This window comes from Dyella flava (genome assembly GCF_016904955.1).
In the GTDB taxonomy this organism is placed as follows: Bacteria; Pseudomonadota; Gammaproteobacteria; order Xanthomonadales; family Rhodanobacteraceae; genus Dyella_B; species Dyella_B flava.
Window position 1 is genome coordinate 81755 of record NZ_JADIKE010000032.1, and the last position, 12901, is coordinate 94655.

The 12901-nt window shown below is 58.8% G+C and carries 8 protein-coding genes and 2 pseudogenes; 4 read left to right on the forward strand and 6 right to left on the reverse strand.

The features are described 5' to 3' along the window. The first annotated feature begins 59 nt into the window (after positions 1-59). The 3 genes and pseudogenes from glpK to ISP19_RS21630 form a co-directional block, all read left to right on the forward strand. Positions 60-1556, forward strand: coding sequence for a glycerol kinase GlpK (glpK, locus tag ISP19_RS07770; RefSeq protein WP_204680801.1), 1497 nt, complete (start codon positions 60-62; stop codon positions 1554-1556). A gap of 368 nt (positions 1557-1924) precedes the next feature. Then, complete coding sequence (ssb, locus tag ISP19_RS07775; protein WP_204680802.1) at positions 1925-2458, forward strand: single-stranded DNA-binding protein; 534 nt, start codon at positions 1925-1927, stop codon at positions 2456-2458. A 440-nt stretch (positions 2459-2898) separates the two neighbouring features. Then, a pseudogene (locus tag ISP19_RS21630) lies at positions 2899-3024 on the forward strand (TolC family protein); the annotation flags it as partial. A gap of 129 nt (positions 3025-3153) precedes the next feature. On the opposite strand, the gene ISP19_RS07780 reads toward ISP19_RS21630, so the two are convergent. Both ISP19_RS07780 and ISP19_RS07785 read right to left on the reverse strand, forming a co-directional pair. Then, positions 3154-3732 carry a cupin domain-containing protein gene (locus ISP19_RS07780; protein WP_204680803.1) on the reverse strand — a complete coding sequence of 193 codons (579 nt, stop codon included), beginning with the start codon at positions 3730-3732 and terminating at the stop codon, positions 3154-3156. A 39-nt stretch (positions 3733-3771) separates the two neighbouring features. Then, positions 3772-4515: a dienelactone hydrolase family protein gene (locus ISP19_RS07785; RefSeq protein WP_204680804.1), complete on the reverse strand. Its 744-nt coding sequence runs from the start codon at positions 4513-4515 to the stop codon at positions 3772-3774. 119 nt (positions 4516-4634) lie between these two features. On the opposite strand from ISP19_RS07785, the gene ISP19_RS07790 reads away from it, so the two are divergent. Beyond that, positions 4635-5558 carry a LysR family transcriptional regulator gene (locus tag ISP19_RS07790; protein WP_204680805.1) on the forward strand — a complete coding sequence of 308 codons (924 nt, stop codon included), beginning with the start codon at positions 4635-4637 and terminating at the stop codon, positions 5556-5558. Positions 5559-5639: 81 nt separating this feature from the next. Here the strand turns inward: ISP19_RS07790 and maiA are convergent, their stop codons facing one another. The 4 genes and pseudogenes from maiA to ISP19_RS07810 form a co-directional block, all read right to left on the reverse strand. Continuing rightward, positions 5640-6278, reverse strand: a complete 639-nt coding sequence (maiA, locus tag ISP19_RS07795; RefSeq protein WP_204680806.1) for a maleylacetoacetate isomerase — start codon at positions 6276-6278, stop codon at positions 5640-5642. Between the two features lie 155 nt (positions 6279-6433). Then, positions 6434-7132 carry a fumarylacetoacetate hydrolase family protein gene (locus ISP19_RS07800; RefSeq protein WP_204680807.1) on the reverse strand — a complete coding sequence of 233 codons (699 nt, stop codon included), beginning with the start codon at positions 7130-7132 and terminating at the stop codon, positions 6434-6436. Positions 7133-7485: 353 nt separating this feature from the next. Beyond that, positions 7486-7740: pseudogene (locus ISP19_RS07805) on the reverse strand (integrase core domain-containing protein); the annotation flags it as partial. A 483-nt stretch (positions 7741-8223) separates the two neighbouring features. Next, entirely contained in the window at positions 8224-12819 is a 4596-nt protein-coding gene (locus tag ISP19_RS07810; protein ID WP_204680808.1) for an RHS repeat-associated core domain-containing protein, read from the reverse strand. Between the last annotated feature and the right edge of the window lie 82 nt (positions 12820-12901).

Genomic DNA, 12901 nt, shown 5'->3' on the forward strand with positions numbered 1-12901 from the left:
ATGACACGGGCCTCGCATGCTGCGGTCCGCGACTGACCTTCCTTCACAGGAGCCGTTTCATGGACAAGTCTTACATCCTGGCCATCGATCAGGGCACGACCAGCTCACGCGCGATCCTGTTCGATCGTGAGGGAGGCATCGTCGGCGTCGCCCAGCGCGAATTCGGGCAGATCTTTCCGCACCCGGGCTGGGTGGAACATAACCCGCGCGAAATCATGACCAGCGTGCTGACCACGATTACCGAAGTGATGAACAACGCGCAGGTGGATGCGAGGGCCGTCGCGGGCATCGGCATCACCAACCAGCGCGAAACCACGGTGGTGTGGGACAAGGCGACCGGCCAACCGATCTATAACGCCATCGTGTGGCAATCGCGACAGACCCGCGAGATCTGCGACGAACTCATCGCCGCCGGTCATGAGCAAATGGTGCGCGCCAAGACCGGCTTGCTGATCGACGCCTACTTCTCCGGCACCAAGGTGAAGTGGATACTCGATCGCGTTGACGGCGCGCGCGAACGTGCCAGGCGTGGCGAGCTGCTGTTCGGCACCATCGACAGCTGGCTGATCTGGAATCTCACCGGCGGCAAGGTCCACGTCACCGATTACACCAATGCTTCGCGCACGTTGATGTACAACATCCACGAGCAGCGCTGGGACGACGACCTGCTGCACATGCTCGATGTACCGAAGGCGATGCTGCCTGAGGTGCGCTCCTGCAGTGAAATCTACGGCAAGACCCTGGGGCAGCATTTCTTCGGCCACGAAGTGCCGATCGCCGGCGTTGCCGGCGACCAGCAGGCCGCGCTGTTCGGCCAGGCCTGCTTCGAACCGGGCATGGCCAAGAACACCTATGGCACCGGCTGCTTCATGCTGATGAATACCGGCGACAAGGCCGTCGCCTCGCATAACGGCCTGCTCACCACCATCGCCTGGGGTGTGGACGGCAAGGTGGAATATGCGCTGGAAGGCGCGATCTTCGTCGCCGGATCCGTGATCCAGTGGCTGCGTGATGGCCTGCGCATGCTCGGCAAGTCCAGCGACTCGCAGGAATACGCCGAACGTGCCGGCACCAACGAGGGCGTCTACATGGTGCCGGCCTTTGTCGGCCTCGGCGCGCCGTATTGGCGCAGCGATGTGCGCGGCGCGGTCTTCGGTCTCACGCGTGGCACCACCAAGGAGCACTTCGTTCGCGCCGCCGTCGAGTCGATGGCCTATCAGACACGCGATGTGCTGGCCGCGATGGAAAGCGACGCCGGTATCAAGCTGAAAGAACTGCGCGCGGATGGTGGCGCGATTGCCAACGCATTCCTCGGCCAGTTCCAGAGCGACATCCTCAACGTGCCGGTGCTGCGCCCCAAGGTGGCTGAAACCACCGCGCTCGGCGCCGCGTATCTCGCCGGCCTGGCCACCGGATTCTGGTCCAGTCGCGAAGCTATCGCCCGTCACTGGGCCGTCGATCATCGCTTCGAGCCCGCCATGCCGGAAAGCCAGCGCGAGGCGCTCTACGCAGGCTGGAAGCAAGCGGTGGAGGCCACCATGGCCTTCAAGATTTGAGGTTCATGGTGACGAGCGAGCAGGCGGATCTGTTCGATAGCAGGGAGGTGGCCCAGCCCGGCTGCCGGGCTGCGGCAGCGCTCAAAACGACGACGCCGTGGCGGGGCTGTCGCCGGTGGTCAAATTCCAAGCCGGCGTTTGGGGCGGGCATGTATGATGGGGCCCAAGGAGCTTATGCTTGCTAGCTCCAGCGGGTCCGAACAAGCGTCGAGTACTGATCCTGCCCCGCGTCGTCCCGGCGAAGGCCGGGATCCAGTGGCCGTCCCTGTCACCGGGACGCTGGGCCCCGGCGGTTGCCGGAGCGAGGGGCAAAAGAACCGGCTCCCATTTCGAAAACCTTTGTCCAGATTCAGTTTTTGAGGTCATTCATGGCACGCGGTATCAATAAAGTCATCCTGGTCGGTAACCTTGGCGCTGATCCCGAAGTCCGCTACACCGGCGGCGGCACCGCGATCGCCAGCCTGAGCATCGCCACGTCCGAGCAATGGACCGACAAGCAGAGCGGCCAGAAGCAGGAGCGCACCGAATGGCATCGCGTGAAGCTGTTCGGCCGCCTGGCGGAAATCGCCGGCGAGTACCTCAAGAAAGGCCGTCAGGTCTACGTCGAAGGCTCGCTGCGCACCGACAAGTACACCGGCAAGGACGGTGTTGAACGCTACTCCACCGACATCATCGCCAGCGATCTGCAGATGCTCGGCGGCACCGGTGGTGAAGGCGGCGGCGCCAGCGGCGGTGGTTATCAGCGTTCACAGGGCGGCGGCGCGCAGCGTCGTGGTGGTGAGGACTTCGGCGGCGGCGGCGGCGGTGGCTACGGCAATGCGCCGCAGCGTCAGCCAGCGCCTGCGCAGGACAGCGGCCCTGCCTTCAACAACAATTTCGATGATGACGATATACCGTTCTAGTGAACACCTAAGAACCTTTTGTAAGGTTTCAAGGAATAAGCCCCTGAATAATCGGGGGCTTATTTATTTTCAAAACTTGCTTTTTTTGTTCCTGGGGTCGAACTAATTTCACCTCTGATGCACCTTGAGATTTGGTGCGTTTGTGGTGACGAAAGATGTGTCTTTGCTACAAAAAAACGCGGGATTGTTTTGCGATCCAGAGAGCGGTATCACCTCCCCGTCGATCGCGAAACCGAGATGCCCTTATTCAACCCCAATCTCTACATCACGAGCCGGGTCAGAAATAGATCGCTCTCCGCCTCCTCCATGGACGCCGGGGCAACGTCAATAAACGTGCTGCTTACTTTTTGCGCAACACAAAAATTGATCAGAAAGTGCGAATACACAAGCGCTAGGCGACAACGCTAACGTGCCTGAAGCTACCGTCACGCATGTATGAAGTCAGACCCGCGCTGAGCCTGCCGATTTTCGGCGGTGGTCGCCTGCGTGCCAACCTGGCTGCCGCCAACGCGAGTTGCGATGAAGCCGTTGCGCGTTACAACAGCTTGCCCATCGGAGTTGGGCGCCCACATCCTCGTTGTCTACCATCTGCCGGAACACATCAGCTTCCAGCTGCAGTCGGAAAACGGCATGCCCGGCGTGGGCCCCTCCCTCGTACTATTGAGCTTATGTACTCGCCGGGATGCCGCCCCACGTCATGGTTCTTGCGGGCGTTTGCCCTCGACCATGTGGAAGATGTTGCCAACGGGTTCTTCCCAGATCAGGTTCCGCTCCATCGCGCGTGCGGGCATGTCCTGAATCACGTATTGGATCGCGACCTCGGTGCCGGTGTTGATGTGCTCGTGGAAGGCCATCGGCGGACAAGCGAACGTATCGCCACGCTTCCAATCGAAGCGCTTGCCGTTCAGGACCGAATAGCCCTCTCCCTGCAAGATGTGATACAGCGCGTAGGAGTTGTGACGATGCGCAACGATGTGTTCGCCGGGGTTGAGCCCCTGAATGCCCAGGAAGATTGACGGGAACACGCCACCCGCTTCGCCGGTATCGCCGTGGACCAACGAAATGAAGCGGCGATCCGCATTGCGCAACGGATCTTTCAACACCACGTCCAACCGCTCCGTCACGTCCTGCCAGCGCCAGATGGCGGGGCGCAGATCCTTCTTGACGAGGAACGGATAGTACTCGTCGTCCGTCATCATCTGAGCCCATTCGGTCCGGTCCACCACTTCAGTCACCGGTGCCGTTTTGTGTTTAACTGCGTTGCCATCACTCATGTTGCTCTCCTTACCTCAGGTAAAGCGAAAGTGGCTTGCCTAGTGCGTGCCGATGTCGCCGCGCAGGTGCCAGTTAAGGAAATTCAGTGTGCGCTCCCAGGCGGCGCTCGACGCAGCTGGCCGAAAAATTGCGGGCCTAAACCACTCGTCGAACGCGTGCGGCGCGCCGTTGTAAATGAAAAGCTCGTACGGCTTCTGGGCCGTGCGCAGCTTGCCGGTAAATCCGTCAATTTCCTCGCGGCTGACCAGGCGATCCCAGTCGCCGTAGTGGCACAGCAACGGCGCTTTAAGGGACTCGGCGACATCAACCGGCGCCATGGGCTTGCGCTCGGTGCGCGATGCATAGTTGAGCTGACCGTAGTAGTCGACTGCGCAACCGACTGCATACTGTGCACTCCCCAGTGCTGCGTAGGTTCCGCCGATACAGAAACCGAACAGACCCACTTTCGAAAGCGGAAAGCCCTGGGTACGCGCCCATTCCAGGATTTCACCAAGGTCGGCGAGTACACGCCGATCGTCCAGCGTGGCCACAGCCACGCCAATCAGCTCCGGCGTGGAAATATCCGGGGCCACGCCTTCCCGTCCGAAGTAATCGAGCACCGCAACGGTGTAACCCTTCGCGCAGAGGGCTCGCGCCCGCGTGACGAGGTAGTCGTTGACGCCTGCAATGGCCCCCATCATCACCACGAACGCCGGCGCAACCTGCGTGGTCTGGACTGGCCGCAGAAGGAGGCATGACGCGCCATTTGGAAACGAAAGTCGCTCAATATCGCTGCTGTTCATGGGGATACCTAACCCTTGTCTCGGTGGTCTCAAGTGTCACTGGCGTGACCTCGTGGCACAATGCACATAACTTAGTTCTCACTATTCAGAAAATGAATGAGCGCCCACAGTCCCTGGACTTGAATCTGCTCGTCGTATTCCGCGCGATATGGGATCACCGGAATGTCTCCCGGGCTGCAGAGGCCCTCGGTGTGTCACAGCCGACCGTCAGTCACGCTCTGCGCACGTTGCGAGAACACTTCAATGACCGGTTATTCGTGCGGTGCGCCGGTGGCGTGATGCCGACGCCGCTGGCTCAATCCCTGTCCAACCGGATCGCGCAGGCATTGGCATCGCTCGAACAGGGGCTTGAGATGCGCGATCAGTTTGATGCGCGTACCAGCCGTAAGCGGTTCACGATCGTCATGACGGACATCGCCACCGCGATCATCCTGCCCCGGATCATCGACATCTGCCGTGAAGAAGCCCCCTTCATCAGCTTCCAGGCGATTGAGTTGCCGACCGAATCGGTGCTGTCGACGTTGCGCGAAGGCACTGCTGATCTCGCTGTCGAGTTCAATCCTGCGCTTCACACGAGCCTGCTTCACAAGCCGCTATTTAAGAGCGAATACGTGTGTATCGTCAGCGCGAAACATCCACGTATCGGACGCCGGCTTTCGCGCAGTGACTTCATGCGAGAACGTCATGCGGTAGCCCAGGCGCAGGGAACCGGCCATCACGCGGTCGAATCGACGCTACAGCGCCTCGGTCTGGTCCATCAGATCGGCGCCAGGGTGCCGCATTTCCTGGCACTGCCGTTCATCATCACGTCGAGCGACATGATCGCAACCATCCCGCGACCACTGGCGGAGGTGATGCTCGGTGTCGCACCAGTGAAGATTTTTCCGACGCCCGTTCGTCTGCCGAAGCTGACCATTGATCTCCTATGGCATGAGCGACTACACGATGACATGGCTGCCCGCTGGCTGCGCGAACTTCTGCCGCGCGCAATGAAGCCCATCTTCGCCTCGGGCTTCAGCGGGTTCGGTCACGCCTCAGAGTGATCCAGGTTCGCAACAATGCATGCTGATTCCCAACTGCCGGCCAGGGGTGTGCGCGTAACGGGAATCTGAATCTGCTGACCCTTATTCGGAGTCGGGTTGCCGGTCAGGATGCGCGGCGCGGAAGGCTTCGATCAGCTGGCAGCGTTCATCGATCGCTTGAAGCCGCGGAAAGCGCGCCACGTCAACGCCAAAGCGCCGCGCGTTGTAGAGCTGCGGCACCAGGCAGCAATCGGCCATCGTTGGTGCATCGCGATAACAGAAGCTGCCTTCCTCCACCGCGAGTTCCCGTTCAAGCACGGTGAGTCCGGTCTCAAGCCAGTGACGAATCCAGCACAGCTTCTGCTCCTCGGACAACCCCAGCGGACCAGTCAGGAATTTCAGGACACGCAGATTGTTGAGCGGATGAATCTCGCAGGCGATGTACTGCGAGAGCGCCCTGACTCGCGCGCGCCCCTCAATGGAGTCAGGTAGCAGCGGACGGTCGTGATAGCGTTCGTCCAGGTACTCGATGATCGCAAGCGACTGCGACAGTGCGAGCCTATCCTCCTGCAACACCGGCACGGTTTGCTGCGGGTTGACCTCGAGGAAACTGTCCGAATATTGCTCGCCACCATTGCGGTTGAGATGAATGGCGACATAGTCGTAGGGCAGGTTCTTGAGATTGCATGCGATGCGCACGCGATACGCCGACGAACTGCGGAAGTAGCTATAGAGTTTCATCTTGGTCCGTCATGTTGAATACCCGTGGGCCAACGCCTGGCCATTTGGGCTGTTCGCGCGGGCGGCGGAAAGAAATCGGCTCGCGCCCGGATCCGTAGCTCGCCTGTGCCTCGAGCCGGCAGCGCTTCCTCGTTTCCTGTCCGCTTGCCGGCTGCCTATTGCCCGACGCGCACGACAATCTCGCCCAGACGGTCGATGGAGCCACGCATCACGTCGCCCTCCTTAACAGCGTTCACACCTTCCGGCGTACCGGTCATGATGATGTCGCCTGCCTCAAGCGCGTCGTATTGCGATAGATACGCAATAGCTTCGGCCACAGACCAGATGAGCTTCGAGATGTCCGACGACTGGCGCGGTTGTCCGTTGACGGTCAGCGTGATGGCGGCCGAAGAGAAATGACCTAGATCCGCTGCACAGTGAATCGGCCCGATGGGAGCCGACTTGGCGAACGACTTCCCAAATTCCCAGGGACGTCCCTTGTCGCGCGCTTCGAGTTGGAGGTCGCGGCGAGTCATGTCCAGGCCAACCGCATAGCCGTACACATGGTCAAGCGCCCGCTCGACCGGGATGTCGGTGCCGCCCTTGCCAATGGCAACAACCAGCTCAATTTCGTGGTGGAAGTTGGTCGTTTGGGGAGGAAAGGGAATGCGGATCTCGGCGTCTCCAGCCTGGACAACCGCATTCGCCGGCTTCATGAAGAAAAAGGGTGCTTCACGTTCAGGATCTTTGCCCATCTCACGCGCGTGCGCAGCGTAGTTGCGTCCGACACAGAAAACTCGGTTGACCGGGAATGTTTCGGCTCGGCCCGCGATGGCCAGCGTGTAGATGGGAGCGGGACTCACTGCAAATTTCATTTTATCCTCCGTAACTATCGACGCCTCTGCTCTAGCCACAACCTGGCCGTGAGGGGGCAGAGGCCCCGCAGAGAAACGAATGTGAAGCGTGCCGATGCCAGGCGCTACGGTATGTACGTCCGGCCCTCTTGCCGCTTGCGAGCTACGGCCTGACGAAGTGTGTTTTCAAACGGCAGCCATCTCAAGCCGGATAACTTAGTAAGTACTATTCTAAAATTGAATAATCGGTTTAGTAGGCCGTGGGCGTTCCCAAGCCGGTACTTTTGGGTATAAAACGCGGCTTTTCGAATTCAACGAATCGCAGCTGGACCCTGAAGTGACTCCCGTTCAACCCACGCATGGAGCCCCGGATGTCACGCATCCTTTAACTGCTTTGCGTAGGTGGAAGGTGTCAGCCGGCCCAGCGCTTTCTTGGGTCGCTTTTCGTTGTACTCCCGACGCCAGGTTTCGATCCCGGTGCGTGCATGAAGCAAGCTAGGGAACCAGTGTTCGTTGAGGCATTCATCGCGGAAGCGCCCATTGAACGATTCAATGTAGGCGTTCTGGTTGGGCTTGCCTGGTTCGATCAACCGAAGCTGCACACTTCGCTCGTGCGCCCATGGGAGCACTATGGCTTACTCGTTGATCGATTGGCCGGCGTTCCACTATCCCCGTTTTCTCTCCGGCGCTTTTCATCACGACATGAGTTCGGAATGCCGGACGTCAAGCAAACACCATCAGCACTTATCGGCCACTGCACCGAATGGGTCGTCGTTACCTTGGAACACGTGATCGCCACGAAACGGAAATCTCCCAATAGCTTCAAAAGTCTCGGGTTAGTACCTTATGACGTTTTGGGAGCCTTAGTTCTTGTGGGCAGTTCAGGTTAAGCCACCACAAATTGCACCAAAACCGGAACTATCACAGTTTACGATCGGCGTTTACCTGCATTGTAGGCTGTGCTTATTTGCCGAGTCTTTCGGCAAGTAAGCGTAGCGCCACCAGATAGAGGATCGCACTCACGAAGAAGACGGGCTCACTCGTATGCGCTCTGACGGTATCGTAGAAGTACCCAAAAGGCGCAATCCCGATGAGATAGATCCAATACCTTCTCATGGGCAATCATCGTTCTCCCGGGCATGGCTTGCCCATTTGGCGAGTGTTTTAACCCCCTGAACACCCAGCTGCGTGCCGACAACGTCTGCGATGGCCGACTGGTGGTTGGCAATGCGTGACTCCAACTTCGCGACACGAGCCGCGGCTCGTGCACCCTCTAATTGGGCGGTCAACGTCTTAAGTGCTTGCCCGGAGGTTTTTGCGGTTTTCGCAACTGCGCCCCAGCCAGGCGCAATGGCGCTGGCTGCAGCAGCGATGCCCACGTCCGTCCAATTGTAATTATTGACGTCGAACGCGTCGTTGCCGGCCATGTAGTTACCGGCCGCTTGCAGACCAAGTTCCACCGCCGCGCCAATCGCTGCCCCCACAAGCCCAAATTCGCCCGTGGGATCCGTCGCTGAAAGTGGATCGGCACCGACATAGCCATACAGACTCCACTGCCCACCGGCGAAGCTGAGCGGATCTACTTGTCGATAACGTCCGATCGCCGGGTCATAGTGTCGCTGGATGTTGTAATGCAGTCCCGTTTCTACATCAAAGTATTGCCCCGGGAAGCGCAGGTTATAGACATAGCCGGTTGTCGCGTTCGGTTGGTGCTCACCAAAGGGACTGCCCAGCACCGACCAGCTCCAAAGCGTGTTGCCGTGTGCATCTTCTACGGCTCGTGGGGTGCCGAGTTCATCCCCGATGACGTAACCGATGCTGCTGCCCTGGCCGGCGAGGTCGATCACTGCCACCGGCAACGTGCCCAACCACAGATAGTCGCGGTCAGTGCTACCGCGTTCGGCGATCAGTTGGCTTTGCTCGTTGTAGATGAAACGCGCGCTTACCATTTGCGGCAGCGCCACGGTTTTCGCCACTCGTTCGCCGAAGGCGTTGTAGGAGTAGGTGGCGACGGTGCTGCCGTTGCGACGGACTGCAGCTACGCGGTTCCTGCCATCGTACTCGTAGCCCCAGGTTTCGCCCGCCACGCTTTCGCCAGAAGTATTGCCGTCCAAATCGTAATGGCGAGTACTTGTGCCGGTGGCAGTGAGCCAATGGGTGTTAGGCGCGTATCTGTAGGTGCCGGTGGCCAAGCCGCCGCCGATTTTACTCAGGCGGTCCCCAGCCTTGGAGTAGCTATAGCTTTCCAACTGTTGACTGTTGGCATCGCGGACTTCGGTCAGGCGACCCAGCTTATCGTAAGTGAAGGCGCCACTCCGGTCACCTTCGGTGAGTCTGGTGACCTGGCCAGCCACATTGCGGGTGTAACGCAGGGAGAGAGCATTGCTGACTACATCCGTCAGGCGGTAGTTGGCGTCGTAATCGCGGGTGACGCGATGGCCGTTGCCGAGCTTATAGCTGGCGATCGGGCCGAACGGTAGGTACGTGACATCGCTGATCACGGTAGTGGGGGCGCCATTAGGAGGCGTCACGGTCATGGCTGTCACTTGCCCGGCCTCATTGCGCGTGTAGCTGATCTGGTTGCCAGTCGGTTGAGTGATGGCGCGTAGACGACCTGCGGGTGTATAGGCGTAGAGGGTAATGTCGGCGTGTGCCCCTTGCGTCTGGTGCTTGGCGATCACCGCGCCGCGTGCGTCATAGCAGTACGAGGTTGTGACAGCCGTTTCCACCACCCGGGTCAAGCGACCAAGCGGATAGGAGCCAGTGCATCCGGTGAGCGTATCGGGCTCGTCGTAGACATAGGTGACCGCGTCGCTGGCCGTGCCGGTACTGAAACTAGTCACCCGATTGAGCGCATCATATGTATATGAACGCGCGATGCTGCGCGCGTCGACGCTCTGTGTCAGGTTGCCGGCGGAGTCGTAAACGTTGGTAGTGGTGCCGCTGTCCGGACTGGTGTGTTGGATGAGGTTGTCCAGCCCATCGTAGGCGTACGTGGTTGCCAAGCCATCGGGGTCAACGACGCGATCCAGGCGATCCAGGGTGTCGATGTTAAACGTGCTTCGAGTCTCGGTCCAGTTGTTATCTCTGTCGACGTATGTATTGATGGTTTGTACGCGTCGGTTCAGTGCATCGTAACTGTGCTGGCTGGAGACTTCTTGCGCGTTCCAACTCCAGACCAAATTTCCGTTGGCATCGTAACCATTGTCGTACGGAGCACTAAACACTTCATTTTGCAGACCATCTAAGGCGGTAAAGAGTTGACCACGTGAGTTGAAGTAATTTTCAATGCTTTTCTTGAGCTGACCATTCTTTGCATAGGTAGATTCAACGATTCTATTTCCGGCAAGGTCAAGGGTGTATTGAACGTGGTTACCTAACGGATCAGTCACCTTGGTCAACCGATGGGCCTTATCATAGCTGTAGGTAGTGACAGCGCCATCCGGATCAGTGATGGTTTGCACGGCGCCGTAGGGTGTGTAAGTGAAGTTGGTGGTCGCGCCACCAATCGTGCGCGAGGCTAGCCAGCCACGTGGAGTATACGTAAGGTCGATAGTGACGCCGTTGGCGTCCATGATTCGGTTGATCCTTCCGTTGATATCGTACGACACGATCGTGGTGACGTGCCCTAGAGCATCCGTCACGGTGTGCAGGTCGCCAGCTTGGAAGCACGCCGCGCCGGGTGTGCTGCAGTTTACTGCGCTACTCGTCAAGTAGTAGCTGTACCTCGTGGTCTGACGGAGGTCAGTGCGAGGTCCGGTCGCGGCGAGTAACAATCCGGGTAACGGGCATCGCATCGCATCGGTAGCCGTACAATACGAGTAGGTCCATCGACGGACGCCACCGGGTACGTCCCCTGCATCCGCACAACTGTAATGTGCCGCGGCGTCATTCGTCGGATCAACGTCGCATCGTGCAATCGTTTGGCCGTTGGCATTGTAACGCCAATGCGTCGCGCTAACGGGGCGATCTGCGGCGTCACTCACTGTTCGCGACGTGGGGACGTGCATGACGCTATCCCATTCCCAGGTCGTCGTTCGCTCGCTCGCCGTCCCCTTGGTTTCTTTGAGCTGCTCAAGCAGCCCTTCCTCGTTGTAACGCGTGGCGACTGTGCCACCGTTAAAGTCCGTGTAGGTGGCTGGGTAGCCCAACGTATCGTATGTACGTTTCTTCCAGGGTTGTCGGCACTGTGTGCTGCACGGGCGGGAACTTGCGCTGACTTGATATCGGCCGAAGGCGTTTGTGAACGAAATATCCGTCCCTGCACCGAGTGGCGTTTGTAGTGACGCGGAGCCGTCTTCGTTGTAGTAAATAAATGTTTCGTCTGCGCTTCCCGCGAAACTCGTCTTAGTGGCGCGGCCCCGTTCATCATAGTTCGTTTCCTCAAATCGCTCTCCCGCTTCATCGATGACGGCAACCAGTGCATGGATGCGTTGGGTGTCGTAGCGATACGAGCGGCCTTTGCCATCCGGATAGCGAACGCTACTGAGATTGTTGCTCGCGTCGTAGCCATACTCGATAGCCCCGCGGTCGGGAAGGACGATACGAGAGACGCGCTTCTGATCGTCGTAGTAAAACGCGAGGGAACGCCCGTACGGGTCTGTCGCTGTCAACAACAAGCCCGACGCTGGCGCACGACTCTTGGGTGTGTCTGCTACGCTGTACCTAAACGACATGCTTTGCCCGGATTCGTCGTGAATCGATTCTAAGAAGCCCCGTAAGGAATACGTCTCAAATTGTCGAGTTCCGGCCACGAACAGGCTATAGCCGCTGACCTTGCCGTCCGCATCCTCGAGCTCGACCAGTACGTCCGACACCATAGGGCTCGTCGTCCACCACCCATCTTGCTTGGTAAAGGTCTCGCGCTTGCCGTCCGGCCGGGTCACGATCGCACGCTGCCCTGCATCGCCGTTGGCCACCTGAACGAATCGGTCAAAGGAGTGGCGCCAGTGAGCACCTAACGTGGCGGATATCACGCCATCATTGCTGTTGTAAAAACGGCGAAAGGTCAGCCAGGGCCCCAACTCAAGATCCGTGTCTTGCTGAAATTTATTACCGATGGCCAGATTAATCGGATCCCCTTCCATGGGCGCGCCATCACGACAGCGGGATGCGGTGTTGTTGAAGCTCCCAGATGGCGTGGATTCATCGCTATTGTCACCGACGCCACCGTCACAATCTCTGCCACTGCCCAGGTTTTCGCCGGTATCGGCTGTATCCGCCGGATCCGACGGATGTGTCGGGTCCGACGCATCGGGGGATTCGAGCATCAGAATGTAAGCATCGTGATACCCTGGGAAACCTGGATATGAAAAGAAAGTGTCACGGCACAAAAAACCGTCAAAGCCTGTTTCATCAATGCCGGGATACACCTGTAACAGCGCTTTGTACGTCCCATCGCTGTAGTTGATCCATCGATCTTCCCATATTATTTCGCAGATATCGGGCACATCTGGCGCTTCCGCGAGCACGTAGTCGTCTACCGCCTCCTGCACGCCCTGAAAGGGGCCGTGCACGGCTCCTGTAGGATGCCAATTCCAGTCCAATAGCTGCCAGAAGTAAGGTGGCTTCTTGACACCGATTGCAGTCGGAGTGACCTGAGCCGTGGTATGTGACGGACGCGAGTAACCGGTGGCGTGAGCCGTCGACATGGACATGTTGATAAGCACCGTGATCGCGAACAACGAAGAAATGAATCTGCAAGGCATATGGAATCCTCACCGGCCGGCTGTAACGGGCAACGTTCGGATCATGATCGGGGCAGGACAGGCCCTTCGAAATCAGCGCATG